General features: G+C 54.1%; 26 protein-coding genes. 17 read left to right on the top strand and 9 right to left on the bottom strand.

The window, feature by feature from the left end; genetic code table 11:
• Nucleotides 1-93 precede the first annotated feature (93 nt).
• Together FHI25_RS02710 and FHI25_RS02705 are read left to right on the top strand one after the other, a co-directional pair.
• A complete protein-coding gene (locus FHI25_RS02710; protein WP_246878867.1) occupies nucleotides 94-1,260 on the top strand; it encodes a hypothetical protein in 1,167 nt (388 codons plus the stop codon).
• Nucleotides 1,257-2,708, top strand: a complete 1,452-nt coding sequence (locus tag FHI25_RS02705; RefSeq protein WP_210514887.1) for a hypothetical protein — start codon at nucleotides 1,257-1,259, stop codon at nucleotides 2,706-2,708. Before FHI25_RS02710 ends, FHI25_RS02705 begins: the two co-directional genes overlap by 4 nt.
• On the opposite strand, the gene gcvA is transcribed toward FHI25_RS02705, so the two are convergent.
• Complete coding sequence (gcvA, locus tag FHI25_RS02700) at nucleotides 2,709-3,641, bottom strand: transcriptional regulator GcvA (RefSeq protein WP_210514884.1); 933 nt, start codon at nucleotides 3,639-3,641, stop codon at nucleotides 2,709-2,711.
• A 199-nt stretch (nucleotides 3,642-3,840) separates the two neighbouring features.
• On the opposite strand from gcvA, the gene FHI25_RS02695 reads away from it, so the two are divergent.
• The 7 genes from FHI25_RS02695 to FHI25_RS02665 all read left to right on the top strand — a co-directional run bounded on the left by FHI25_RS02695 (nucleotide 3,841) and on the right by FHI25_RS02665 (nucleotide 11,540).
• Nucleotides 3,841-5,031, top strand: coding sequence for an acyl-CoA dehydrogenase (locus FHI25_RS02695; protein ID WP_210514881.1), 1,191 nt, complete (start codon nucleotides 3,841-3,843; stop codon nucleotides 5,029-5,031).
• 90 nt (nucleotides 5,032-5,121) lie between these two features.
• Nucleotides 5,122-6,345, top strand: a complete 1,224-nt coding sequence (locus FHI25_RS02690) for a CaiB/BaiF CoA-transferase family protein (protein ID WP_210514878.1) — start codon at nucleotides 5,122-5,124, stop codon at nucleotides 6,343-6,345.
• Between the two features lie 250 nt (nucleotides 6,346-6,595).
• Nucleotides 6,596-7,690 carry an ABC transporter ATP-binding protein gene (locus tag FHI25_RS02685; protein ID WP_210514875.1) on the top strand — a complete coding sequence of 365 codons (1,095 nt, stop codon included), beginning with the start codon at nucleotides 6,596-6,598 and terminating at the stop codon, nucleotides 7,688-7,690.
• A 2-nt stretch (nucleotides 7,691-7,692) separates the two neighbouring features.
• On the top strand, nucleotides 7,693-8,583 hold the full coding sequence (locus tag FHI25_RS02680; protein WP_210514872.1) for an ABC transporter permease: 891 nt from the start codon (nucleotides 7,693-7,695) through the stop codon (nucleotides 8,581-8,583).
• Nucleotides 8,580-9,374, top strand: coding sequence for an ABC transporter permease (locus FHI25_RS02675; protein WP_063088623.1), 795 nt, complete (start codon nucleotides 8,580-8,582; stop codon nucleotides 9,372-9,374). The genes FHI25_RS02680 and FHI25_RS02675 overlap by 4 nt, the downstream gene beginning before the upstream one ends.
• A gap of 92 nt (nucleotides 9,375-9,466) precedes the next feature.
• Complete coding sequence (locus FHI25_RS02670) at nucleotides 9,467-10,507, top strand: extracellular solute-binding protein (RefSeq protein WP_064787450.1); 1,041 nt, start codon at nucleotides 9,467-9,469, stop codon at nucleotides 10,505-10,507.
• Nucleotides 10,508-10,607: 100 nt separating this feature from the next.
• On the top strand, nucleotides 10,608-11,540 hold the full coding sequence (locus FHI25_RS02665; RefSeq protein ID WP_210514867.1) for a nitrilase-related carbon-nitrogen hydrolase: 933 nt from the start codon (nucleotides 10,608-10,610) through the stop codon (nucleotides 11,538-11,540).
• A gap of 69 nt (nucleotides 11,541-11,609) precedes the next feature.
• On the opposite strand, the gene pncA is transcribed toward FHI25_RS02665, so the two are convergent.
• A complete protein-coding gene (pncA, locus tag FHI25_RS02660; RefSeq protein WP_210516437.1) occupies nucleotides 11,610-12,245 on the bottom strand; it encodes a bifunctional nicotinamidase/pyrazinamidase in 636 nt (211 codons plus the stop codon).
• Nucleotides 12,246-12,569: 324 nt separating this feature from the next.
• Between pncA and FHI25_RS02655 the strand changes: the two genes are divergently transcribed.
• The gene (locus FHI25_RS02655; protein ID WP_210514864.1) at nucleotides 12,570-13,463 is read left to right on the top strand and encodes a 2-dehydropantoate 2-reductase; all 894 of its coding nucleotides are present in this window, start codon (nucleotides 12,570-12,572) and stop codon (nucleotides 13,461-13,463) included.
• Nucleotides 13,464-13,470: 7 nt separating this feature from the next.
• Here the strand turns inward: FHI25_RS02655 and FHI25_RS02650 are convergent, their stop codons facing one another.
• Complete coding sequence (locus tag FHI25_RS02650) at nucleotides 13,471-14,412, bottom strand: DMT family transporter (RefSeq protein WP_210514861.1); 942 nt, start codon at nucleotides 14,410-14,412, stop codon at nucleotides 13,471-13,473.
• A gap of 136 nt (nucleotides 14,413-14,548) precedes the next feature.
• Nucleotides 14,549-15,586 carry an AraC family transcriptional regulator gene (locus FHI25_RS02645; protein ID WP_210514858.1) on the bottom strand — a complete coding sequence of 346 codons (1,038 nt, stop codon included), beginning with the start codon at nucleotides 15,584-15,586 and terminating at the stop codon, nucleotides 14,549-14,551.
• 420 nt (nucleotides 15,587-16,006) lie between these two features.
• On the opposite strand from FHI25_RS02645, the gene FHI25_RS02640 reads away from it, so the two are divergent.
• Together FHI25_RS02640 and FHI25_RS02635 are read left to right on the top strand one after the other, a co-directional pair.
• Complete coding sequence (locus FHI25_RS02640; protein ID WP_210514855.1) at nucleotides 16,007-16,567, top strand: hypothetical protein; 561 nt, start codon at nucleotides 16,007-16,009, stop codon at nucleotides 16,565-16,567.
• Between the two features lie 146 nt (nucleotides 16,568-16,713).
• The gene (locus FHI25_RS02635; protein WP_210514852.1) at nucleotides 16,714-17,532 is read left to right on the top strand and encodes a hypothetical protein; all 819 of its coding nucleotides are present in this window, start codon (nucleotides 16,714-16,716) and stop codon (nucleotides 17,530-17,532) included.
• Nucleotides 17,533-17,543: 11 nt separating this feature from the next.
• Here FHI25_RS02635 and FHI25_RS02630 read toward each other — a convergent pair whose 3' ends face one another.
• Nucleotides 17,544-18,344 (bottom strand): helix-turn-helix transcriptional regulator, encoded by an 801-nt coding sequence (locus FHI25_RS02630; protein WP_210514849.1) that lies wholly within the window; start codon nucleotides 18,342-18,344, stop codon nucleotides 17,544-17,546.
• Between the two features lie 155 nt (nucleotides 18,345-18,499).
• Here FHI25_RS02630 and FHI25_RS02625 point away from each other — a divergent pair, with 155 nt between their 5' ends.
• Together FHI25_RS02625 and FHI25_RS02620 are read left to right on the top strand one after the other, a co-directional pair.
• Nucleotides 18,500-19,780, top strand: a complete 1,281-nt coding sequence (locus FHI25_RS02625) for an MFS transporter (protein ID WP_210514846.1) — start codon at nucleotides 18,500-18,502, stop codon at nucleotides 19,778-19,780.
• 153 nt (nucleotides 19,781-19,933) lie between these two features.
• Nucleotides 19,934-21,895: a bifunctional 2',3'-cyclic-nucleotide 2'-phosphodiesterase/3'-nucleotidase gene (locus FHI25_RS02620; RefSeq protein WP_210514843.1), complete on the top strand. Its 1,962-nt coding sequence runs from the start codon at nucleotides 19,934-19,936 to the stop codon at nucleotides 21,893-21,895.
• A gap of 98 nt (nucleotides 21,896-21,993) precedes the next feature.
• Here the strand turns inward: FHI25_RS02620 and FHI25_RS02615 are convergent, their stop codons facing one another.
• The gene (locus tag FHI25_RS02615) at nucleotides 21,994-22,434 is read right to left on the bottom strand and encodes a GcrA family cell cycle regulator (protein ID WP_063088632.1); all 441 of its coding nucleotides are present in this window, start codon (nucleotides 22,432-22,434) and stop codon (nucleotides 21,994-21,996) included.
• A gap of 199 nt (nucleotides 22,435-22,633) precedes the next feature.
• Here FHI25_RS02615 and FHI25_RS02610 point away from each other — a divergent pair, with 199 nt between their 5' ends.
• From FHI25_RS02610 to FHI25_RS02600, 3 genes are all read left to right on the top strand, one after another.
• Nucleotides 22,634-23,293 (top strand): NnrU family protein, encoded by a 660-nt coding sequence (locus FHI25_RS02610; protein ID WP_210514840.1) that lies wholly within the window; start codon nucleotides 22,634-22,636, stop codon nucleotides 23,291-23,293.
• A 126-nt stretch (nucleotides 23,294-23,419) separates the two neighbouring features.
• The gene (locus tag FHI25_RS02605) at nucleotides 23,420-23,881 is read left to right on the top strand and encodes a methylmalonyl-CoA mutase (protein WP_210514837.1); all 462 of its coding nucleotides are present in this window, start codon (nucleotides 23,420-23,422) and stop codon (nucleotides 23,879-23,881) included.
• A 114-nt stretch (nucleotides 23,882-23,995) separates the two neighbouring features.
• Entirely contained in the window at nucleotides 23,996-24,478 is a 483-nt protein-coding gene (locus tag FHI25_RS02600) for a hypothetical protein (protein WP_210514834.1), read from the top strand.
• An 81-nt stretch (nucleotides 24,479-24,559) separates the two neighbouring features.
• Here the strand turns inward: FHI25_RS02600 and FHI25_RS02595 are convergent, their stop codons facing one another.
• From FHI25_RS02595 to FHI25_RS20710, 3 genes are all read right to left on the bottom strand, one after another.
• Complete coding sequence (locus FHI25_RS02595; protein ID WP_210514831.1) at nucleotides 24,560-25,423, bottom strand: DUF4743 domain-containing protein; 864 nt, start codon at nucleotides 25,421-25,423, stop codon at nucleotides 24,560-24,562.
• A 59-nt stretch (nucleotides 25,424-25,482) separates the two neighbouring features.
• Nucleotides 25,483-25,809, bottom strand: a complete 327-nt coding sequence (locus FHI25_RS02590; RefSeq protein ID WP_210514828.1) for a hypothetical protein — start codon at nucleotides 25,807-25,809, stop codon at nucleotides 25,483-25,485.
• A 194-nt stretch (nucleotides 25,810-26,003) separates the two neighbouring features.
• A complete protein-coding gene (locus tag FHI25_RS20710) occupies nucleotides 26,004-26,126 on the bottom strand; it encodes a hypothetical protein (protein ID WP_255356118.1) in 123 nt (40 codons plus the stop codon).
• Between the last annotated feature and the right edge of the window lie 110 nt (nucleotides 26,127-26,236).

Here is a 26,236-nt window from a genome sequence, read left to right as displayed (position 1 = left end):
GTACTGCTTTCTTACGCCGGGAATCCTGCCCTTAAAGGGGCGTCAGGGTGACCATCAGACATTAGCGCCGATACCGCTTAGCCAAAGCCAAGAATGAATAAACAGAAGATCGTAAATTCCGTCAGCCACAAGTCTCCTGAACCGCATGAGGTGCCGGACGATCCTTTGGCGTGCTTGCCGCAAACATTTGCTTCGCGCGGTGTCAGGACTCCGTTTACGACCAAGACCCTGCGTTACGCGCGCGTTTCCATTGGCAAGGCCGGACGGAAAATGATCATGTTGCCCGGTCTGTCTGGCGGACTTGGCACCTATGAATTACCGCTCGATACATTGCGCGAAGTGTTCGATCTTTCGGTTCATGACCGCATGCTTTACGACCGCCTTATCGAGTTGGAGGATGTCCGTCCGCAAACGGTTCTGGAGCATAGTCGCGACGTTGGCAGTACCGGCGTTGGCGGGGTGCAACTGGCGCGCACCTGCACGCGGCGCAACTGGACGGAAAAAGCATCACGCGAACTCGGTCAGATGGCGGTTCTCCATCAGGCCTTGCGCCAACTTGGTGGTGATGCTGTCAAGGACATGAAGCGCGAAGAATTGATGACCACCGAAGGTCAGATTCGCGCTCGCCGGGCGCTGAACCGCTTTGCATCCGAGCACAAGGTCGCAAACGATACCATCATTGATAGCCTTGGCGAATGGAGCAAGATGATCGCCCCGGTCGGTCTGGACCTTGAGGGATGTCAGGGGCAGCTTCGTGTTCTGGCCAACGGGCTCAAAAAGTTTGCCCAGGATATCGAGGAATGGTCAAATTCCGAACAGTCCGACTTCCGCTTTATGGCCGGACGTATCGTTAGTGCGACCCGTTCGACAAGTAATCATGCCTTGAAGCGCATCGAGGAAGTTGATAGCTGGAACAGCGAACTTGGCAAGGTTCTGACGGATTGGGAAACTGCCAAAAAGGCCATCGGTGAGACGATTGAGTATCTCTGGTGGCTGCTTGATGGTTGGCAGGAACTGATTGATGTATGGGATAGGCGATCTCTGACGGATCGCGCAAAACAGCGCGAAACCGTCGAGGAAGTAGCAAGTTTTGCACCGGTCTTGCCGCTTTCAGAGATTGAGCAGTCCGAACAGCAGTTCTGGGCTGATGTACGGGTTAATCAGATGCTTTGGGCTGGTGAATTGCGTAAGCTGGGCAGTGGTGAAATTGACGCCGATATGATGGATCGTCTCGAACGCTTCAGGAGACAGTCGGCATGAAGATTGAAGACGCCGGAAAGCTTGGCGTTTCGCAACTTGGCAAACTGTTTGAATCGCTCAGCAGTAACGAAATTGCCCGCTTCACGCGCGCGATCGAAAGTGATCGTGCCGATCCCAAATTGCCATTGCCCCATGAAGCCATTCTTCAGATCCTGCGCCCGCGTCTGGCATCGCTCAAACCGGAACGCTATCCGACACCGATGCGTCAGTTCTGCGATCCGTTTGAAGACCTGCTGACCTCTGGCGAGCCGAATGACAAAAGCATCCGGATCAGCCGGTCATCGCTGATGCCAATCTGGAATGTTGTGGTGGAATCCGGTGGTCCCGAATTCCAGCAGGTGATGAAAGACATCGACAAGGCTGCTGCGACCCGCGACACTGCAAAACTCGCCATCGCAGAGCGTAAGCTTTGGCAAATCGGGGCGCAGACGATTGAGGATCAACTTGAAAATTCTCATACCGGGGTGAAGCAGGAGCGCGCATTGGCAACCCGGCTTGGCTCGCGCATTCACCTTACGGCCTTTGCCGAAGTCGGCAAGATCTTGCGGGTTGGCGACGAAATTGCGCAGTTGCGTGAACGCTTCCCGTCCGCACCGATCAGGGTGCTCGATGCAAGCGATGTGAAATGGTTGCGTGACCTGTTCATGTCGATCTCAAAGGATAAGCCTGGGCTTGAGCCGATGTTCCTGCTCGCGGTTTTGGCGCGCCTTTTGCGGCCGAGCGAGTTGTTCAAGCTGATCCGTGTGCTGTCGACCAAGTCTGATGACCGCACAATCGAGAAAACCAACCTTGCTGAAACCGGTGATCTGATCATTGACCTGTTGGCAGAGACGGTAACCGAGATTGAACAAGGTGTCGGCACCGGTAAGGACGAAGCCCACATCCTGTCACTGGCCCGCTGGTATGCTTCGGAATTTGTCCGCATCACCCGCGAATTTAAAATCCGCAAGGATGGCCGTTGGGGTGAAAAGCTGCTTGAAACCCGTCGTCGGGTATCGCGCGCGCTTGCCGATACGATGTTTGGCGCAACGCCGGAACGCGTGATCGATGCCTTGCCAAAGCTTGAAGCGGCTCAAGGTCCGGGATCGGGTCGTGGTGCACTTGCCCGTCCGATTTTCTCGCAGGAATTCGATGACGAGAAAGTCCTGGCCGCGGAAAAATCGGCCGAGGCAATTGCCGAAACCGCCCGCATTTCCGATGTGCTCGCAGCCCAGAGTTCAGCCGCCAAAGCGGTGGTGGAGCTCAAGAAAAAGCTCAATCAGATCGGCCGTGCAGGTGTGGACAGCATGCGTCGACTAACACCCGAAGAAGTTCCGAACGCACAGCGCAATTTGATGGCCACGGTACGCTTGCTTGAGATTGTCGATGGTCCGGAAGATGCCGACGTGCTGCGCCGCCGCGGGATGAACGCATTGCGTGCGCTATCAGCCGATCAGAAGGCAAGCTGATCAGGCCAGTTTGGCCTGAGTGGCAATTTCACGGGCAAGGTTCTTTACCGTATCAAGTTGATCAAGCCAGTTCATAAAGGCCCGGATCTTGGGAAGCCGAGCGCGGCTTTTCGGGCAGCAGGCGTAATAGTGAAACGGACTGGCCTTGGGTTGGCCGAACGGGGCAATGATCCGGCCGGTTGCCAGCTCATCGGTAATTGCAAAGGTCGGCAACAACGCCACACCAAGTCCGGCAACGGCGGCCTGCATCGCCATGGTGAAATGCTCAAACTTCGGTCCGTTTTCACCGTCAATATCACTAAGCCCGCTTGCCGCAAGCCAATCGGCCCAACCGCTCGGCCGGGTCGCGATATGTAGCAACGGAAAGTTTCGCAAGTCTTCTGGCTGTGGCGCGCGTCCCAGATTGGCAACCAGTTGCGAGCTGCAGATCGGGACCATTTCCTCGCCATGCAGGATGTGGGCGTCAAGTTCCGACCACTTTCCTTCGCCGAACAGAACCGCGATATCAATCTGTTCACGATCAAAATCGGGCATGCCGATCCGCGAAATGAAATTGATCGCAATGTCGGGATATCTGGCCCGAAAGTCAGGCAATAATGGAATAAGGCAGCGCGATCCGAATGTCGGCGGTGCGGCAACCGTCAAAACCCCGCTTTCCGATCCGCCCGACAAAAGGGTCAAGGTCGCACTTTCAAGCTGATCAAGGGCAGGTCGAATGGATTGCAGATAGCTTTCGCCTTCTGGCGTTAAGACCAATCGCTGCTTTTCGCGGGCAAACAGTTTGCATCCAAGCCAGGTTTCAAGGCCTTGTATTTGGCGACTGACAGCACTTTGTGTCAGATAAAGCTCCTCTGCTGCGCGCGATGCGCTGCCAAAACGGGCAGTCTGTTCAAAGCAACTGAGTGCCTTCAGGCTGGGAATGCGACGGGCCAAGACGATATCCTGATGTGATCAATTCAGGATAGTTTATGAGTTTTTTGCATAAACCGCATCACTTTTATCATTTGCAAGTTGGCTGGCGAGTTCCTAGCTTTAACCCATAAGCAACTAAGCTTTTCAGGGGTAGCGTCATCTCGCCCTTCTATGGCGCTGCCCCTGCTTTCTGTAGAAAAATTCATAAAGGACCATGTGAATGGCAAGCCGCGCACCGTTTCATTGGGAAGATCCGCTCCTGCTTGAAGAGCAGTTGAGCGAAGACGAACGCATGATCCGCGATGCGGCCCGTGCATATTGTCAGGAAAACCTCCAGACCCGCGTTCTGGAAGCCAACCGTCATGAGATTTTCCATCGCGAAATCATGACCGAGATGGGTGAGCTTGGCCTGCTTGGCCCAACCATCCCCGAGGAATATGGCGGACCGGGTGTCAACCACGTGGCCTATGGTCTTGTGGCCCGCGAAGTGGAACGCGTTGATTCAGGTTATCGCTCGGCAATGTCGGTTCAGAGCTCGCTCGTGATGCATCCGATCTATGCTTATGGCAGCGAAGAACAGCGCAAGAAGTATCTGCCGAAACTGGCAACCGGTGAATGGGTTGGTTGCTTTGGCCTGACGGAGCCGGATCACGGTTCCGATCCTGGCGGCATGAAAACCCGTGCACGCAAAACCGATGGTGGTTTCACCCTTTCGGGTGCCAAAATGTGGATCACCAACAGCCCGATCGCAGATGTTTTTGTTGTTTGGGGCAAAGATGACGATGGTGTTATTCGCGGTTTCATCCTTGAAAAAGGCATGAAGGGGCTGTCGGCACCGAAAATCGAAGGCAAGTTTTCTCTGCGTGCGTCGATCACCGGCGAAATCGTCATGGACAATGTCTTTGTGCCAGAAGAAAACATGCTGCCGAACGTCAAGGGCCTTGGTGGCCCGTTCGGTTGCCTGAACAAGGCGCGTTATGGCATTGCATGGGGTGCTATGGGGGCTGCAGAATTCTGCTGGCATGCTGCACGTCAGTACACCATGGATCGTAAACAGTTCGGCCGTCCGCTTGCGGCGAACCAGCTGATTCAGCTGAAACTGGCCAACATGCAGACCGAAATCACCCTTGGCCTGCAGGGCGCGCTTCAGGTTGGTCGCCTGCTTGACGAAGGCAAGGGCGCACCGGAAGCCATTTCACTGATGAAGCGCAACAACTGCGGCAAGGCACTTGAAATTGCCCGTGTAGCCCGTGACATGCATGGCGGTAACGGCATCGCCGATGAATTCCATGTCATCCGCCACATGATGAACCTTGAGGCGGTCAATACCTACGAAGGTACCCACGATGTTCACGCCCTTATCCTCGGGCGTGCACAGACCGGAATTCAGGCCTTCACCGCCGAAGGCTGATCCAAATACCCTGATCGGGCGACAGCAGAAATGTTGTCGCCCGATTTGTTTCTACCAGCTTTTTCCAAGTCGATATTTCGGGATATTCAGATGACTGGCGCACTTTCCGGGCTTCGTGTTCTTGACCTTTCGCGCGTACTGGCGGGCCCGTGGGCCAGCCAGACCCTTGCTGATATGGGTGCCGAGGTCATCAAGATCGAACGTCCCGGCGCTGGCGACGATACCCGCGGTTGGGGCCCGCCCTTTGCCAAGGATGAAAAGGGTGAAGACACGACCGAAGCGGCCTATTACCTCACCGCCAATCGCGGCAAGAAATCACTGACAATTGATATTACCAAACCCGAAGGTCAGGAGATTGTGCGCAATCTTGCAGCCGAAAGTGATGTGGTGCTGGAAAACTTCAAGGTCGGCGGACTTGCCAAATACGGCCTTGATTATGCAACCCTTTCCAAGGTGAACCCGAAACTCGTCTATTGCTCGATCACGGGCTTTGGTCAGGATGGCCCCTATAAGGATCGCCCGGGCTATGACTTTATGATCCAGGGCATGGGCGGGTTGATGAGCATCACCGGTGCGCCCGATAGTGCCCCGGGTGGGCAGCCGATGAAGGTTGGCGTTGCGGTTGCCGATATCTTTACCGGGCTTTACGCAACGATTGGCATTCTGGCTGCCTTGCGTCACCGCGATGTAACCGGCGAGGGGCAGTATATTGATCTCGCCCTTCTCGATGTGCAGACCGCCGTTCTTGCCAATCAGGCGATGAACTATCTTGCGACCGGTAATGCACCGGGCCGCCTTGGTAATGCGCATCCCAATATCGTGCCTTACGAAGCCTTTCCGACGGCGGATGGCTATCTGATCCTGGCGGTTGGCAATGACAGCCAGTTCAAAAGCTTCTGCGCGGTCGCGGGGCTGGATGCCTTGCCGCTTGATGAACGCTATGCCACCAACCGCAACAGGGTGGCCAATCGCACTGAACTGGTACCGCTAATCCGTCAGGCAATGGTGGCCAAAACCACCGACGAATGGATTGATGCGCTTGAAAAGGCCAATGTACCCTGCGGTCCGATCAATACCCTTGATCGTGTGTTTGATAACCCGCAGGTAAAGCATCGCGGCATGGTCAAGCAGCTTGATCATCCGACGGCCGGAACGGTCCCGACAGTTGCCAACCCGATCAAGTTTTCCAAGACACCGATCACGGACGAAAAAGCCCCGCCGATGCTGGGGCAACACAGTGATGAAATCTTGCGCAAGGTGGCTGACCTTAGCGACGACCAGATTGCCAAGCTGCGTGACGCCGGCATTGTCTGATTTGACAGCGATTTCCGCGCGTTTGGCGCTCTCTGATTGCCTTTCTGCCTCAGAAGTCCTCGTTTTGCGGGAATAGTGCGCTGCACATTATTTTGTAAAGTGTCTATATGACGCAATCAGAACCAGTTTGGATGCCATTTTAAGGCGGATATTGCGGAACTTCTGTAAATATCGACGCTTTCTCGACCACTGGATTGCAAGTCTCTGTAGATTTTATATCATTTTACAAAATACAAATTCGGGGAAGTGCATGTCAGAAGTAGTCATTTCGGCAAAGTCTGTTGGAAAAACATTTGGGTCGGGTGCCGATAAAGTCACGGCATTGGACGACGTATCTGTCGATATCTTTCAGAATGAATTTTTCACCATGTTGGGTCCTTCGGGCTGTGGCAAAACGACTTTGCTGCGTCTGATCGGCGGGTTTGAACAGGCGACTTCGGGGCAAATTTTGCTCGAAGGAAAGGCGCTGAATGACCTTCCGCCTTACAAGCGGCCAATCAACACGGTGTTTCAATCCTATGCACTTTTCCCGCATCTGACGGTCCGGCAGAACATCACGTTCGGTCTTGAAATGCAGGGTGTAGCGTGCAAACAGGCCGATGATCGCGCCGAAGAGATGCTTGAACTTGTGCGGCTCGCCCAATATGGCGACCGCGTGCCAAGCCAGCTTTCGGGTGGTCAGCAGCAACGTATTGCACTGGCCCGTGCATTGGCCCCAGCGCCAAAGGTTTTGCTGCTTGATGAACCGCTATCGGCACTTGATCTGAAATTGCGCAAGGAAATGCAGGTCGAACTCAAACGCCTGCAGACAGAAACCGGGATTACGTTTGTTTTTGTCACCCATGATCAGGAAGAAGCACTGGCGATGTCAGACCGCATTGCGGTTATGAAATCGGGCGAAATTCTTCAGATCGGGGCGCCCCGTGAAATCTATGAAGCCCCGACCCACCGCTTTGTTGCCGACTTTATCGGCGACAGTAATTTCCTTGTTGGCAATCTTGTCGATAATGGTGCTGGCAAACGTGCCGTAAAGCTTGGCGGTGGTCAGGTGATTGAACTGACACAGGATGTGTCCAGTCAACGCAGTGGCGAGGTGACGGTTTCGGTTCGTCCGGAACGTCTTGGACTGGTTGCGGAAAGCCAGGCCGGGGCCAATCAGCTTGTCGGGACCGTTTCGACCGTCATCTATTTCGGCACGGATACGACCTATCAGATTGATCTCGGCAATGACGCCCTTTTGACAGTCCGGATGCAAAACGGATCGGGTGCGAAGGCCGATTTCGCCCGAGGCGAGCGTGTCGGCATCACCATGTCCCCTGACTCCATTCGGGTGCTGGCGGATTGATCATGGGTAATATCATACGATCCAAACGATTTTGGCTGGTCGCACCTGCGGTGGTCTATATCGGCTTCTTCATGGCCGTGCCTCTGTTGCAGATGGCCTATGTTTCGATGTTGGAACGCGGCGATTATGGTGGGGTGAACTGGGGCGTATTCTCGATGGATGCGTATATCAGTTTCATCTTTGAACGCGATCTGATGGATAATCTGGTGGTCAATACCGACTACCTTCAGATCTTTGCCCGTTCCTTTGGCCTTTCGGCAATGACCACGGTCTTTGCCCTTTTGCTGGGTTTCCCGACAGCGTTTTACATTTCAACCCAACCCCAAAGCCGTCGCAACTTCCTGATCTTTCTGGTGACCATTCCGTTCTGGACCAACATTCTGGTGCGGAACTATGCGTGGATGCTGTTGCTGCGCAATGGCGGCCTGATTGATGGGGCGCTGAACTGGATGGGGATTGAAACCGGCGGGCTTGATGTCCTTTACACGCCGTACGCAGTTTCCATCGGTCTGACTTATACCTACCTTCCCTTCATGGTTTTGCCGATCTATGCCAGCCTTGAAAAACTTGACCATCGACTGGTCGAGGCGGCCTTTGATCTGGGCGCGGACAAGCGCCGCGCGATGAGCCGGGTGATCTTGCCGCTTTCGGCACCGGGCATTGCCGCGGGCTGCATTCTGGTCTTCATTCCGTGTCTTGGAGCCTATGTAACGCCGGAACTTCTCGGCGGTGGCAAGTTCATGATGATTGCCAACCTGATCGGCAGCCAGTTTGGTGCGGCACGGAACTGGCCGCTTGGCGCGGGGCTTGGCTTTGTGCTTCTGGCGCTCGTTCTGATCTCGATGATGGTCTATTCGTTCAAGTTCAAATCATTGCCGGAGGAAAGCCGATGAAAGTCGATGCTTCCAACCCGCTGTGGCGTTTTCGCGGGATCACCTCGACGGCAATGTTTTTCTTTGCCTATCTGTATTTGCCGATTGTCGTTCTGATCGCGCTGTCGTTTAACGAAAACCGTCTGGCGACGATCTGGACCGGCTTTACCATGGATTGGTATGTCACAGCCCTTTCCAATGATGACATGCTGCGTGCGGCCCAGAATTCCATCGTAATTGCGGTTTCGGCAACCGTGCTGGCCACCATTGCCGCCACCCTTGCTGCGATGGGTATGTCACGTGGCCGGTTCAAGGGCGAGGCAGGTGTTTCAGCCATGTTGGTTCTGCCGTTGCTCGTACCCGAAATCGTGACCGCGATTGCGACCCTTCTGTTCTTCGTCGCATTGGGTATCAAGCTTGGGCTTCTGACCGTGATCATTGCCCATACAGTCTTTTGCATTCCGTTTGCCTATCTGCCGATCCGCGCACGGTTGGAGGGCATGGACCCGGCACTGGTGGAGGCGGCAAATGATTTGTATGCCAATGAATGGAAAGCCTTCCGACGCGTGACCCTGCCGTTGCTGTGGCCGGGGATTTTGTCGGGCGCGATGTTGTCCTTCATCATCTCGCTCGATGACTTTGTCATTTCCTATTTTGTTGGCGGTGCAGGGGCGACGACCTTGCCGATCTATATTTTCGGGATGATCCGGATCGGGATCACGCCCGAGGTCAATGCTGTTTCCGCGATGATGCTGATTGTCTCAATCTTGTTTGTCAGCATCTCGTTCCTGATTGATCGTATTCGATACTGATCTCTGAAATTCAAAACGGGATTGCCGGTTCCCGGACGGGCCGGCCATCCGAATAACAAAACAACTCACCGTCCTTATTTGGGAGTCTCACGATGAAACTACGTTCTGTGCTTCTGGGAGCATCTGCGATCGCCTTGTTGTCGGTCGGTTCGGCAAAGGCGGATGGCGAACTGTTTTTCTATAACTGGTCGAACTATTTTCCGCCGGAACTGATGGAAAAGTTCGAAGCGGAAACCGGCATCAAGGTGACCCTTGATGTGTATGATTCCAACGAAACCATGCTGGCAAAGCTTCAGGCCGGTGCGTCGGGCTATGACATTGCTGTCGCGTCCGACTACATGGTTGACGTGATGATCAAGGAAGGTCTGGCAACAAAATTCGATGCCAAAAGCCTTGAGAATTTCAGCAATGTTGCCAAGCCGCACGACACCATGAAATACGATCCGGAGCGCGAATACTCCGTGACCTATCTCTGGGGAACCACCGGCTTTACCTATGATGCGGCCGCGGTTGACGGCGAACTTGAAAACAGCTGGAAAGAATTCTTCGAACCGCGCGAAGAATTCCGTGGCAAGATTGGCGCGCTGAACGACGAAGTCGAAATGTTTAATGCCGCGTCCTACTATGCCGGTGTTGAAAAATGCACCGAGGACCCGGCAGAGGCCCAGAAGGTTCTTGATGTTCTCACAAAACAGAAGCCCTACATTGCTGTTTACAGCTCTGAGGGCACCATCGACCGCATGTCGGCCCGCGAAGTTCAGATGCACATGCAGTGGAACGGTGCCGCCCACCGGACCAAGGAAAGCATCCCCGAGGCTGTATTTGTCTATCCAAAGGAAGGCCTGACCTATTGGGCCGATCACTTCGTCATTCCGGCGGGTGCGCCGAACCTTGAAAATGCCAAGACCTTCATCAACTGGATGATGCAGCCGGAAAATGCGGCCGAGGCATCGAACTATGCCGGTTACATGAACTCGATCAAGGGGACTGGCGAATTCATGGATCCGGCGTTGAATTCCGATCCGGCCGTGAACATGCCAGAAGAGTACGCAGACCTTTTGATCGCGTCGCAGAACTGCTCGGTCAAGGCGCGCGATCTTCGTAACCGTGTCTGGACCAAACTTAAAAACTAAGTCTGGTTCCATTCCCGATCTCTCTGGTCCGGCTGTCATTTGATGGCCGGATCATGCCGATTTTAGCTAAACGCCCCTCTGAATATCAGGAACGCTGATCATGACGTCTCCGGCATCCTTCCCCGAATATGTAACCCTGGCCCTTTGGGCGACGAACCTTGGCCGACCCGTTAAAGACATGGCGGGGTGGGCCAATCACGTTGATGTCCAGATGGCCGAGGCGGCAAAGCAGGGGGCAAAGATCTTTGTCTTGCCGGAATATGCCAGCGAACAATGGTTGGCCTTTAAGCCCGATGGTCTGCAAACCGGTCAGGAAATCGCCTGGATGGCCGACCGTGCGCCCGAGGCCCGCAAATATGGTGCCGAGCTTGCCAAAAAGCACGATATGCTTCTAGTTGCAGGCAGCATGCCCTGGCACATTGATCCTTCAAATCCAGATGCCGGGCAAACCAACAGCGCGATGATTTTCACCCCCGAAGGCGATGCCATCATTCAGGACAAGCTTTCCCTGACCCCGGGCGAACAGGAACCGGAAAACTGGAACCTGACACCGGGCAAGGCTTTTAATGTCATCAAATGGCGTGGGCTGAATGTTGCCGTGCTGATCTGTCTCGATATTGAAATGCCGGCCTTGTCCTGCCTGCTGGCACCGCTTGATATTGATTTGTTGCTGGTCCCGTCCATGACGCTGACACCATCTGGCTATCACCGGGTGTTTGGCTGTGCAAAGGCGCGTGCGGTTGAACTGATGACCGTGGTTGCTGCCTGCGGCACGACGGGTGCTGCGGTCAACACCACCAACAACCCGACCAACTATTCCGGTTGTTCGGTCTATACCCCGTGCGAACCGCAACTGGGGCATACCGGCCGCTTTGCCGAGACCGAACCGACCTTTGATGATGGTGCAGATGGCGACGTTCTGGTTGCCAAGGATGTGCCGATTGGACTGGTTCGCACGCTTCGCAATGGCGAAGCCGAAGTCTGGCCGGGTGGTTGGGCTGCGGGCCATGTGTCGGTGGTGAAGAACAACTGATCCAGTTTTGGACGACAAGAATAAAGCCCTCCGGATGATACAGATCCGGAGGGCTTTTTGCATGTCTGCTTAGGATGACAGAATGTCGGATGACTGCATGCGTGATACGCCTGCGGCCTCCATGGCACTCCATGCCGCTTCAAGCGACCCGTTCAGGTCAATCGCACGACAGGCATCCTCGATTACCGACACTCTCAGTCCGGATTTGCGCGCATCCTGTGCCGACCAGCTGACGCAGAAATCGGTGGCCAGACCGCACACATAAACGTTCTTAAGCCCGCGTTCCTGCATATAGCCGGTCAGGCCTGTTTTGGTTTCGCCATCGGCCTCGACAAAGGTGGAATAGCTGTCGACTTCGCTGTGATAACCCTTGCGAATGATCAGTTGTGCATGCGGGATGTCAAGGCCGGCGGCAAGTTTGGCATCGTCTGATCCTTGAACGCAGTGATCGGGCCACAGGACCTGTGTGCCGTAATCAAGTTCGATGGTCTCAAATGGGGCCTTGCCTTCGTGACTGGATGCAAAGGACGCATGACCCGGCGTGTGCCAGTCTTGGGTGAAAATGACATTTTCGAACTGCTGACCAAGCTTGTTGATCAAAGGAATGATCTGATCACCGTCACTGACGGGCAAGGTTCCGCCGGGCAGGAAGCAGTTCTGGACATCAATGACCAGAAGGACATCTTCCTTGTTCTTGCCGATCATGCCCGATGCCAGTGCCGTTCGAACAGATCCAAATAGGGATGCAGATGCAAGTGATCCTGCACCGATGACGCCAAGTCCGGTTAGGAAACGACGACGATTTAGGGAATAAGAGGAATTGTTCAAGATCGCCTACCTGATATTGGTGGCCAGCGCGTCGCTTATGATCGTCTGTTATGGTTCTTTTGCGCGGCCCCTTGTTATAAGGGCTTGAACGTTCCTCTGATTTGATCAGGATTGGACGAGAACGCAGGAAAGTCAAGCGGCACCAACGGGTGCCTGTTTGACACATAGGACACAAAGACAGGATCAGGAGCAAGAGGGAAGATGAAAATCGCGGTTATGGGTGCCGGGGCAGTTGGGTGTTACTATGGTGCGATGCTGGCCCGTGCTGGTCATGACGTCACCCTGATCGGGCGTCCCAACCATGTCGAGGCCATGAATCGCGATGGCTTGCTGCTCGATTTCGGGTCTTCGCAGGAATATGTCACCGTGGCGGGGAATACTGATGCCGCCGGTGTTGCCGGTGCGGATATGATCCTGTTTTGCGTCAAATCCACTGACACCATTGAAGCCGGCGAACAGATCAAGCCTTTCATCTCTGCCAACGTGATTGTGCTGAGCCTACAAAACGGTGTGGATAACGCCCGACGACTTGGCGGTGTTCTTGGGCAACCCGTCATCCCGGTGGTGGTCTATGTGGCGACCAGTATGGGCGGACCGGGCCATGTCAAACATCACGGACGGGGCGAACTTGTCATCGGCCCATCTGCGCAAAGTCAGGCGGTCGTCGATACACTGGTGCCTGCCAAAATTCCGGTTGAGGTCTCCGACAATGCCGAAGGCGCCCTGTGGGCCAAGATGATTTTGAACTGTGCCTATAACGCGCTTTCTGCGATCACACAGCTCCCTTACGGTGAGGTCGTACAAGGTGTCGGTGTCTGGGATGTAATGCGTAATGCGGTGGATGAATGTCTGGCTGTTGCCAAGGGATGCGGTGTGACGGTGCCGGGTGATGTTTGGGGCGCGATTGAAAAGATCGCAGAAACCATGCCCGGTCAGTTTTCCTCAACCGCACAGGATCTGGCACGCGGCAAGGCAAGCGAGATTGATTTCCTGAACGGGTATATCGTTCGCAAGGGGGCGGAGCTTGGTATCGCAACGCCGACCAATCTTGCGCTGCATGCCCTGACCAAGCTTCAGGAAACCAAATTGGCGTAATAGCGGGTTATTCGGCCGGTGAGTTCGCCGGTTCGGTTGATGCCTCGGTCGTTCTTGTGAATTTGCGGGCAACGGCGGCAACGATTTGGTCGTTAAACATCACCAGGGCCGCGGCCATCACGATGAAGACACCGCCCATCAGGCTGATCGGAGCCGGCAAGACGCCAAACACGACCAGATCGAGAATGATCGCCCAGATCATGGCGGTATATTCAAAGGCCGACAGGGTCGATGCCGGGGCACGCGCCAGGGCCTCGGTCATGGCGATATGGGCAAGCCCGCCGGTCAGCCCGGCGCCAATCAGAAAGACAATGTTGCTTGTTGAGAGCGGTGCCCAGCCAAACGGGATGGTCAGCAGACCCCCGATGGAACAGATCACGGCAAAGTAAAAGGCAATCGTGCCGGATGGCTCCGTGGTCGTGAGCGCCTTGATCTGTACTTTGGCAAAGGCGGTGGTGACAGCAAAGGCGACACCGGCCCCGATCCCGATCAGGGTATTGTGATCCAGCCCCGGGGTCGAAAGCATCGGCCACAGCATCAGGAACACCCCGGCAAAGCCGCCGATGGTTGCGCTGATTACAAGCCATCCCGGATTTTCACGAAGCGTGATGATCGCAACCGGGATCAGAATAAGCGGGGCAAGGAAGCCAAGTGCGGTGGCCAGTGCCAGTGGCAGGTAAGCCAGCGACACAAAGGCCAGAAACATCGAAACGCAGCCATAAGTGCTGCGTTTCAGATGTCCTAACGGGCGTTTGGTCTTAAGCGCCCTGGGAAACTGATTGCGCCACATCAGGTAAGCCACAATCGGGATCAGGGCGACACTGCTCCGCCAGAAAACGATCTGACCGGTCGGGGCCTCAAAGGATGCCAACCGGACAAACAGGTTCATCACCCCGAACAATCCGGTCGCGGCAAGGCGTAACCCAATTCCAGACCAGAAACTGTTCATTGCGATCTTCCTGAATGGTGGCGGGTGCTTGGCACCTGTTTTCAGGAATATCGTAAGTTGGTGGCGGGCAATACTGATAAAATTTCATGTCAGAGATGCGGGAAATCTGACACGGCTTGGCGGTAAAAGGGGCTCTTTAAAGGGTGTGCAGCCACTTTTCATAGCGTGTATCACGTTCACTGCCATCCGCGTCCTGCTCGTTATTCAATGTATTTTGCTGGCTGCGTCTGAAATCACCCGGCGTCATGTCAAATTTCTCGCGAAAAGCCCGGATGAAGGACGTGTCACTGGAAAACCCGCACTCAAGCGCGACGTCGTAAAGGGAACGGGGACGCTTCGTTGTGGTGCTAAGCAATTGCTTGGCACGGCGCAGACGCAGATCACGTGTATAGCGATAAACGCCACCATGCTCTTCAAGCAACTGATACAGCTTGGACCGTGAAATGCCTAACTCTCTTGCCGCACGGTCCGGGGTGAGATCGGGGCGTGAAAAATTCTCACGGAAATAACGCCGGATCAACGTCATGACTTCAAGGTTCTGGCGTTTGTTGGTCGTCTCGCTGGTTTCGCCATATGCGGAATTGAGGCAGGCGGCAAGCATATCGGCAAAGCTGCTTTCAAGCACATGGGCGTGCTCAGTCCTGAGCGCCGAAGCATTGGCCTTCAGCGAGCGCATCAGATTTGCAACAACCCGGACCATCGGGTCACGCGGGCTGAGAAACCGCATGTTGTGATCTTCGGGCAGGGTAAGCCGGTCTTCAAGAAGGGGACGAGGAATGACGAAGGCAAGGTTATCAAAATCGCTTGTTGTCGCCCGTGCTACTTGCGACAGGTCCTGAAAGAGCAAGCCGTCAGCTTCTATTTCCTGGCCGTCCTTGCCGTCATCTGTCGACATGCCGCCGTTATAGTAAAGCTGGACCATATAATGATCCATGCCGTCGGCAGCGATTGTCTTGGAACTGCGTTCCCAGAACTGATGTGTGCTGTTGGTGCGGGCGATCATCATCGATCCCAACAAATCCGCATCCAATGTTGCATGGAAGTTGTTCTTGCGGATGTCGGGAAGGGTTTCGACGCTGAAAATGCAGTCAATACTACTTTGCCAAACGTCATAACGTTTGGACATAGGTAGGTCATTGACCGTGAAAAAAGTATGGGTTGCTGACTGTGTCATGCCTGACTCCCGGTTTTGCTTCATTGCAAACAACGCTACTTGCGCGGGTTGATCTGGATTAGTATTCAATATCTCTAATACCAGATTTTTTTCATATTAAGCGAAAACCGGGCGTTTCGTCAAAACCACAAAGGTATAGGTTTAGGTGAAAATGAACGCAAAGGTGTTATGATTGCGTAGGGAGATCTGGATTATACCTTTGGTTCTAAGGTTTTATGGCTATACGGGATGTTAGGGATTATTTTTGCGAAATCCCTTTATTAGGTGTTTTGGATGGTTCGCACATTTTTTTGGACGCTTCGTGCATTGTCTCCCCGCTGCACATGGTAAAAATCCAAAAAACAGAGATGCCGCCTATGACGAAAAACAGAAAACGCTGGCGGCCCTTATCAGTGTGTGCACCGAACCTTGGGGGATTAGATGCATTCGACAGAACCACATCCGGCACGCCGGACGGGGGAGAAAAACTATGCCGGCCCCGGCCGTGACTGGGGAAAGAACTGCCACGTGTTACCCGGACGTCGTCAAGGCGAGAAAAATCATCATTTCTGGCAGAGCCGGGAAGATCAGGAACCGGTTTTCCTATCCTTTGATGATGAACTATCAGCAGCGTCACGCTTTGGCGATCCTGAGATGGCGCAAGGTGCTGAACCGTCTTCTGTGAACCAGTCTCTTGCGGCGACCTTCGATATGATGAAGTCGCTTTCTGAACTGGTCCGCGTATTGGAAGCCATCCGTTCTGTGTCTAATGAAAATGATATCTTCAGCGCAGACGAGCGACTTCTGGACCAAACGAAAGACACGTCGTCAACAGGTGGCGAAGGTAATGACACCCGCCCATGGGTGCTGGCCGTGATTGACCAGCTGGCCGTATTGGGTGCGTCGGAACGCATTCCGTCGCTCAACCATGGTGCGAAGGCGATGGCCTATGGCGACCGCATTCAAGCGGCGAATGATGTCGTATCACGGGTCTCGCACTAAAAATAAACTCAAGGTCGACCATAAAGGACTGAAAGTATCACTACCCGAGGTGAGGCTGACTTGCGATCACCCGGTGTGTATTGCAGTGTGTATTTCTATTTCCTGATCCAGGCATAAATGCGGGTCAGACCGGATAGTGTATCTGGGTGCTGTTGGCTGCTGTGTGCTTTTTGAAAGCCTTGTCAAAAGTCGAAAAGCTGGGTTTTGATACGTTTTTTGGACAATTTGCATATTCATATGGATGGAATGTGCAATTCCAGCAAATAACCTATGGTATTTGTGGATTAAATAATAAGACACATGTCCGTTCACAGAGTGGGAATATCTGCGTTCAAGTAAGGGCATGGATATCAGAGAAGCGCACATATTACGCTCTGGGGAAAGAGATGATGTCGTACGAACCACATCCGGCACGCCGGAAGGGTGAGGTTAATTGTACCGGTCATGGACGTGACTGGGGACAAAACAGCCATATTCTTCCAGGGCGTCGCGTCAATGAGCCCAACCATCAGGCCTGGAAAAGCCGCATGGCAGCGGGCATACACACATACGAGCCGTCCGATGCAGACGGTGATGGATTATTTGCCGACTACATAGAAGAAGCTTCGGTCGCCGTGACCCGAACCTTTGAAAACAGCGTCGGGATGCTTAAATCCGTGATGGAAATGATGGCGTTTCTTGAAGGCATCCGCGTCATGCATCATGACGGTGCTGTTGCGCCGAAAACGGATAAGCGCCTTGATCGTCTGAGCAATGGCAGGTTTACCAATCGGGCGTCGGAAAACGCGACGCATGAACGAAACGGTTTGTCCTCGGAATTCATGGTTCAGCTTCACAACATGTGTGCCAATGGTCAGAACCCTTGTCGGGACCATGTGAAGGTGACGAAGCGGTACGGCACATATCTTGAGCCCGAGCACGAGATCATTCCGCCGAAACCCCGTGTAACCCGTTACGACCACTGATTATCCCGGGCCTAGCGGAAATAGCTGCCCGGTGTGCGGCCTGTGGCCTTGCGAAACATTGCGATAAAGGCCGATGGGGTCTCATAGCCAAGATCAAGTGCGATTTCGGTCACCGGACGGTCATTGGCGAGCTTTTCAAGCGCATGGAGCAGACGAAGCTTTTGCCGCCATTCGCGGAATGGCATGCCGGTTTCGCGCTGAAAAAGCCGGGCAAGCGTCCGGCTTGAGGCACCGCATACCTTTGCCCAGTCCTCAAGCGTGCGGTTATCTGCCGGGTCACTTTGCAAGTGATCGCAAATGCGGGCCAGCCGTGTATCCTTGGGCGCAGGCAGGTAAAGCTTGTCGTGATCGGGGGCCTTGATCTGATCAAGCAATACGCGGATCAGGCGACCTTCTTCTCCATCTTCATCATATTCGACCGGAATTTCGGTTGCGGCCCGGATCAGTTCGCGCAAAAGCGGACTGACTTCCAGAACCATGCAGCGATCGGGCAGGTTGGCGGCAACGTCCCGACCGATATAAAGGTGGCGCGCCCGGGTAAAGCCAGTGCAGGTCACCGCATGCTGCGTGTGGGGTGGGACCCATACCGCGCGCTGGGGCGGCACGATCCACATCCCGGCCTCTGTCACCACGGTCATCGTGCCCTCAATCGCATATAAAAGCTGGTTCCAGTCATGGCTGTGTGCCGCAACGTGATAGCCAGCCGGCATATCACTGACCCGGACATATACCGCGCGTGGCAGTTCGCGCGGGCGGGGGATCTTGTTGTGATGTTCCGGACGTCCGTCAAAGGTGTTGAGGATATGAACCATGATACGGCAACATTCAAATCTGTCTTGGTTGCGATATATGATGGCAGATTACCGCAAGACAGACGGATCGGACAGGTTTAACTTGGTCGCATTCAAAAACTCATACTTTTTGACAGGGTTGATGCCACCACAACGATCCTGTCCTCGGAGGTACAATGTCCAAGGAAATCATACCGGAAGCCAGCAATCACGCGGCCCCACTTGGTGATGCGCCCGACGCCCCCAATGATGTGAGTGCAGCACCGGTCCATAAGGGTTGGCGCAATCCGGAAGTTCTGCTGATCGTCATGGCGGCCGCCATGCCGCTGTCCTTTTCGACCTGGATGGCGCTGCTAAACAACTTTTCGGTCGAGATGGCCGATTTCACCGGCCGCGAGATCGGCATCTTGCAGTCCTTGCGTGAAATCCCCGGTTTCCTTGCCTTCACCGCGATTTTTGTGCTGCTGGTTCTGCGTGAACAAACCTTTGCAGTTCTGTCACTGCTGGTGCTTGGAATTGGCGTTGCCATATCGGGTTATTTCCCGACCGTGATCGGCCTTTATTGCACGACGGTTCTAATGTCGATCGGCTTCCATTATTTCGAAACCATGCAGCAGGCCTTGTCATTGCAATGGGTGCGTAAGGATCGCACCGCCATGGTCATGGGGCGGCAACTGTCGGCAAAATCAATCTCGTCGTTGATCATGTTTGGCATGGTCTGGGTGATGCTCGAAGTCTTTGCCGTCGAGTATCGCTATGTCTATCTGTTCGGCGGTGCGTTGACTATCCTGGCCGCCTTGTTTGTCTGGGGGGCGTTTCCGAAATTTGCCGATGCCCATCCGCAGAACAAGAAGCTGATCTTGCGCAAACGCTATTGGCTTTACTATGCGCTGACTTTCATGAGTGGTGCACGCCGTCAGATCTTTACCGTGTTTGCCGGCTTCCTGATGGTCGAAAAGTTCGGCTATGACGCAGCAACCATCACCTTGTTGTATTTGCTTAACCACGTGATCAACATGTTCCTCGCCCCCAAGATCGGCAAGATGATCGGCAAATGGGGCGAACGCCGTGCGCTGGTCTTCGAATATGCCGGCCTGTTCATTGTTTTCGTCTCCTACGCCTTTGTCGAAAACCACATTCTGGCCGGTGGTCTTTATGTGATTGACCATCTGTTCTTTGCGCTGGCGATTGCCATCAAGACCTATTTCCAGAAGATCGCCGATCCGGCTGATATCTCCTCAACCGCTGGGGTCAGCTTTACGATCAACCATATCGCCGCCGTTTTCATCCCGGCCGCCTTCGGTTTGCTTTGGCTGATATCGCCGGGTGCGGTGTTCCTTGCCGGGGCGGCCATGGCCTTTGTCTCACTGGTTCTGGCCCTGAACGTCCCACACGATCCGGAGCCCGGAAACGAGGTCATTCGTGGATACAAATCAACCGTGATGCAGCCAGCCTGATCGCCAAATATGTCTCAGACCAGAAACGTCTGCCGATCGTGGCAGGCGTTTCTGTTTGTGTTTGCCCTGCCTTTTTCGCAAAATCTTCAAAACCCCGCCATTTAAACGGGATTACAGTTTCGCGGTTTAACGCATAAGCAGGGACACGGCTCGATGGTATTTATTCACAAAAAAGCTGCCCGGATTACCGGGATTTCGATGGCACTCGCACTGGTAAGCAGCACGGCATTGGCCGACAGCAAGGTGTCTTTGCGCATCCTCGAAACCACCGACATCCACACCCATCTGGTTAATTATGACTATTACCGTGATGGCGAGTCAGACACGGTTGGTCTTGCAAAGGTGGCGACCCTGCTTAAAACCGCACGTGGCGAGGCAGAGAACGTTGTCTTTATCGATAATGGTGACCTGATCCAGGGCAACCCGCTTGGCGATTATATAGCCAAGGAACGCGGCCTTAAGGATGGTGATGTCCATCCGGTCTATAAGGCGATGAACCTCCTTGGCTATGACGCGGCCAATATCGGGAACCATGAATTTAACTATGGCCTCGATTTTCTGGGTAAATCGTTGGCCGGTGCCAATTTCCCCTATGTCAGTGCCAACGTCTTTGTCGATGATGGCGATGACAATCCCGACAACGACAAGCCGTATTTCGAACCCTATGTGCTGCTGGATCGGGAGTTTACCGATAATGACGGCAAGGTGCACAAGGCCAAAGTCGGTGTGATCGGTTTTGTCCCACCCCAGATCATGCAGTGGGACAAGGCCAATCTGGAAGGCAATGTGATCGCAAAAGACATTGTCGAGATGGCAAAAAAATATGTCCCGGAAATGCGTGAAAAGGGGGCGGATATCGTTATTGCCGTTCCGCATTCCGGCCTTTCGACCATGGCGCGTAATGGCATGGAAGAAAATGCCACCTATTACCTTTCCGAAGTCGATGGCATTGATGCGATCCTGTTTGGCCATGCCCACACCGTGTTCCCGTCAGAGACCTTTTCCGATCTCGAAGGTGTCGATATCGCCAAAGGCACGATCAACGGCGTTGCGGCTGTGATGCCGGGCTTCTGGGGCAGCCATCTTGGCGTGATCGATCTGACCTTGAATGTATCCGATGACGGCGAATGGAGTGTCACCGACAGTCTGTCGGATGCACGTCCGATCTATCAGCGCGAAGGCCGGACCGTGACCCCGCTGGTGGAAGCCGATCCGGAAATCATTGCCGCGGTCAAGGAAGAGCACGAAGCCACCATCGCCTATATGCGCGAAGGTGTGGGCACCACATCGGCACCGATCAACAGCTTCTTTGCGCTTGTGGCCGATGATCCTTCGATCCAGATCGTGACCAATGCCCAGAAATGGTATCTCGAAAAGATCCTGAACGGATCGGAATATGATGGCATCCCGATCCTGTCGGCCGGGGCGCCGTTCAAGGCCGGTGGTCGCGGTGGTCCGGACTATTTCACCGACATTCCTGAAGGCAAGATTGCGCTTAAAAACGTCGCGGACCTTTATATCTACCCAAACACCGTGCGCGCAGTATTGCTTGATGGTGATCAGGTGCGTGAATGGCTTGAAATGTCGGCAGGCCAGTTCAATCAGATTGATCCAAACAGCAGCGAAGAACAGGCTCTGATCAACCCGGATTTCCCGACCTATAATTACGATGTGATTGACGGCGTGACCTACCAGATCGATGTCACTAAACCGGCCCGCTATAACAAGGCGGGTGAAGTGATCAATCCCGATAGTCACCGCATCGTCAATCTGAGCTTCGAAGGCAAACCGGTGACAGCCGATCAGAAGTTTGTCGTTGCGACCAACAACTATCGCGCCGGGGGTGGTGGCAATTTCCCGGGCCTTGATGGATCGACGATCATTGTCGAGGCACCCGATGAAAACCGTACGGTGCTTGCCAACTATATCCTGACCGAAAAGGAAATTGATCCGAAGGCGGATGGCAACTGGACCTTTGCCCCAATCGGTGAGGCGTCCGATGTAACGTTTGTTACCAGCCCCAAGGCATCCTCGGCTGTTAACGCACCCGACAATATCAGTTTCGTTGGTGAGGATCAGGAAGGCTTTGCCAAATACGTGCTGCAAACAAGGTAACCAACAGAACCTTGATATCGCCCAAAAAAAGCCGCCCGGATCAGGCGGCTTTTTTGTATCTCGGTGTCTATGCGGGCAATTGCCTGGCGCAGACCAGATTACTTCCGGTTTGCAGCCTGCGGGCCTTTGCCGCCGGGGCCACCCTGCTGTGCAGGGGGATTGTCTTCGCGCGGGTTCTTGCCGTTAAGGTAGGCCTGTGCGCAATGTTCGTCGCAATAAGGCTTGCTCGGCACGATTTTCTTGCCGCAGAAATGGAAGTCGTCATCGCCCGGATCGCCAAACGGCCAACGGCACATGCCCGGACCAAGATCAAAGATCGAAATGCCTTTGGTCTGCTGTTTGGGGGCCGGTGCTTTTTTCTGTTCTGCTTCCTCGGCGCGGCGCTGGATCGGGGACGGGCGCTTGGGCAGTCCAAGGCGGTGTGCCTTGCCAACGACGGCATTCTTGCCAACGCCCAGTTCTTCACCGATGCGTGCCGTGGTCCAACCCTGATTCCAGAGCGAGGTCAGCAATTCAATCTTTTCCGGCGTCCAGCTCATTTCGAGTATATTCCGTATTTCTTGGTCTGCCGGTCAGAATATCCGGCGGCAGGTGCTTGTTGTTCGATGTCAAACAGGGATACAGAGGTATCCGCTAATATCGTGTAACGCAAGGGTCTTGGAGATTCGCACCCCGGCCCGTCTGCGCGAACAGGGCAATTTGCATGTTGAAGCCACAATGTAAAGAGGGGATCGCGTTTTGGCAGGGTTTTTCATTGCAGTAACCGTTTTCCTTGCAGGCCATATTATTCCGGGCTTGCTGCGCGAAAGGCTTGTAAGACGTATCGGGTATCGTCCCTATATTATTGCATTCTCGATCCTGTCAGTTCTGCTGTTTGGCTGGGTCATTAACGAGGTTTTGGTCGCGGAGTCGTTTTTGCTCTGGGACTATCAAACCTGGCAGGCCAAGCTCCTTGTGGTTGTCATGTTACCTGCCTGTATTTTGTGGGCCTGTGCCATTCTTCAACCCTGTCCGCTGTCGATTGGTCGAAAAACCGGCTTTGATCCGGCAAAGCCCGGCATCAATCGGTTTTGCCGTCATCCACTGCTATTGGGCATGATCCTTTGGGGGGCCGGACACACGATCGCCAATGGTGATGTCGTCGCCGTCCTGTTCTTTGGCGGCAGCAGCATTTTTGCCCTGATCGGGTTCTGGCGGATGGAGAAAATTCGGCTGCGCGGAATGACGGATGGCGAACAGGCGCTCCTTCTGGCGGCAACCCGACGTTTTTCGCTGTCAGGCCTAAAGGCTGCCTTTCGGGGGCGGGATATCCTTGCCGGGATTGTTCTTTATCTCCTGATCCTGGGTGGGCATGGTCATGTGATTGGTGTCGATCCGCTTGCAATGGCAGGCTGGTAATAATGTTTTGATCGCAAGGCTTGTCAGCCAAGGTTTTGACAAGGATACTGGGGGTGCGGTGCAGGACATCTGCACTGGCCCGCTTTGCCGTATCGTATGGCAAAGGGCAGTTTCAAGCGAGGTAACATGACGTCTCCTCAACTTGCGAGCAGTCTGGCCAAATTCGCCGAAATGGAGGGACGCCACCCGCGTCTTCTTCTGGCGACGGCATCCTCCGTCGAAGAAAAACACCACAAACATGTCGCAACCCTGTTTGCCGATGGTGGGTTTGACGTCGATGTGGCGCCCCGCCATTCCGATGCACAATCCATTGCCTTACAGGTGATTGATTGCGACGCCGATATCCTGCTTCTGATCCGAACGTCCATGACGGCAGAAGATCGGGTTAGTGTTGCCGATCTGATTTCCGCACTCGATGCACTGGACGCGGAATATGTCAAAGTCGGCATTGTCGGTCGTGCCGATGATCCGGCAGCGGGGAATGTCGATTTTGTTTGTGATCTTGAACATCTGCAAACAAGCGACTGCGAGGCACTGATCGACTACATTCTGGCAGTTGAAGAAACCCGCGTCGCACAACATATTTAGAACGTTGCAAAATTTCGCCGTCTTTCGGTGCAATGTTTTCGAAACTCTTTGGGCGCATACTGATTGCACATCAGTTGCACGCGAGGGCGGGATGTTTAATCAAGGGATGATTTGATGGGATTGCTCAAGGAAACGCTGATGCGCGTCTTTGTCGGCAAAAAAGGCCGGGATGCGATTCAGGCTTATAATGACGCGCAATCCCTGCATATGCGTGACAGCGCCACTGCGGAAAAAACAGCCGCTCAGGCGCGTCAGGCACGTCGCATCGAAGACCGTGCCCTTGCTCATCAGGACGAAGGTATGTCGGTTGAGGAAGCCCGTGCGCTTGCCCTTGCCGAAACCCTGACCGAACAGGCCGACGCCCCGCATACCGAAATCATGAAGGCGCTGAATGCCGCCGATGCCAAGCTTGGCAAAAAGAAAAGCAAGATCGCAACCCCTGAGGACGAACGTCGTCAGGAACTGATCAATGAAGCGGTCAAGGCGCTGCGCAGCAAACAAAGTGACCTTGATCAGCTGGATCCTGATCTGCGCGCCAAGCTGACGGTAATGGCCGTTGGCGCATTGATGGGCGGGCCAAACACGCCGCGTCAGTAAAATTCTATAAGCCTGCAAGAAGATGGCACCACCCGGATCGGGTTGGTGCCATTCTTGTTTACAGTATCGGTAAAGGCCGCATCAGGGCTCAAGGCTGCGGTGAAGGCCGGTGACAAGTTCGCAATAGGAAGGCTCGTTATCTGCCGTGAGATATCCGTGGCGGATCAGAAAGTCGATCACGACCAGGGCGCAATTGAATTTGAAATCAAATCCGGCGCGGACGATTTCGGCCACTTCGGCAATTGGCACAAGATCAAATTGCGCGACCTCGCCATCGGCGCAATGCGGTACAAAATCCTCTGGCAATTCCAGATCGAAATTGACCATCACATCGGGTTTCAAGCCTTCTTCGGTTTCATAAAGGTATGAAACGGTACCGATCGCAACGACATTTTCAGCAAGGTTTGCTGGAATGCCGGCCTCTTCGGCGCATTCCTTGATCATGTTTTCGCGGAAACCAAGGCCGGTCGGTTGGCCGCCCGCGACCATGTTATCAAGCATGCCGGGGTAGGTCGGCTTGTCCAGCGCGCGTTTGGCGATCCACATGTGAATGCCATCGGCCTTGCGAACAAAGCCGTTCATATGCACGCCCCACGACCGGCATCCGAAATAGGGCATGGCAAACCGATCCAGCTGGCATAACGGATCGTCGGAAAGCCGATTGCGGATATCAAACTTTTCGCCATGCAGGTGCTTGATCACGCCTTGTTCGCACAGGGCTTCGGTCGCCTCGATCAGGGTCTGGTTGCGCGCATCAATGGTTTTGATGTGCGGGCCAAAACCATATTCGCCGTTCTCATCACGGATGAAGCTATTCCCAAGCGCGGTAAGGGCGCTGGCAAATTCTGACCGGATGGCACCGACCGGAAGGTCGCCAATGCGAAACCGGGCATAGCGCGACAGATTGGCGTTGTTGCACGCATGGATATGATCAAGATAGGCCAATTCAGAACTCCAGTCGGGCGGAAGCACTGCCAGTTTTGCAGTGCCGCAACCAAGACAGCCTACGCGCTAAGCGCTGAGTTTGAATAGCCTTTTTCCGATGTCAGAACCGTATTCACGTGAATGATCTCACGCAGGCATCGCGCGATGTGTTCGGCAACTTTGGTTTCAAGTTGCTGGACCTGGATGTCGATCTGAAGTTCCTCGTAACCGCGCAGCCCATTGGCAACGGTCGAATGCCAGCTGGCAGGAACCAGATTACGTTTGGCAAACAGTTCAAGAACGCGCGGCATCACGTCCGGTTCGGCGGCGGCGTGAACGGAAAAACAGTAAACGGATTTGGGGGTATGTGCGTCCATTGCGGACGCAGCAAATGCATGATCAGTCATGACAATGCTCACAGATATTCAGTGCATCAAAAAGGCGAACAGATACGTCCCGGTGTCCTTAGACAACCGGGCTGATAATTCGCGCAATGATGACCGAAAAGACGCTGTGATGTGTCATGGAGCTATTTAAAAGAAGGTCTCTTCAAAACCAGTTGGTTTGAATGGGGACGCTAATGATGAAAACGAAGCGTAGGTCAGATGACCAGAAGCGATGCGATGACGGCCAGAATGGTACCGGCGAACAGGATTTCCATCGAACGGGCGATCTGCTGTTCACGGGCAATGGCGATTGCAACTGCTTTGCGCTTATTCATCATGTTTACTCCGTCTTATGACAGGTAGTGTCAATGTGCCGGGCTCGGCACACGTCAAATATAGGCAGGCAGATGGCCGAGTTACAAGAGTTGTTGCTCAAAAAACGTCAAAA

This window comes from Thalassospira sp. ER-Se-21-Dark, from assembly GCF_017922435.1.
Lineage (GTDB): Bacteria > Pseudomonadota > Alphaproteobacteria > Rhodospirillales > Thalassospiraceae > Thalassospira.
This window is presented reverse-complemented; position numbering and strand designations above follow the sequence as displayed.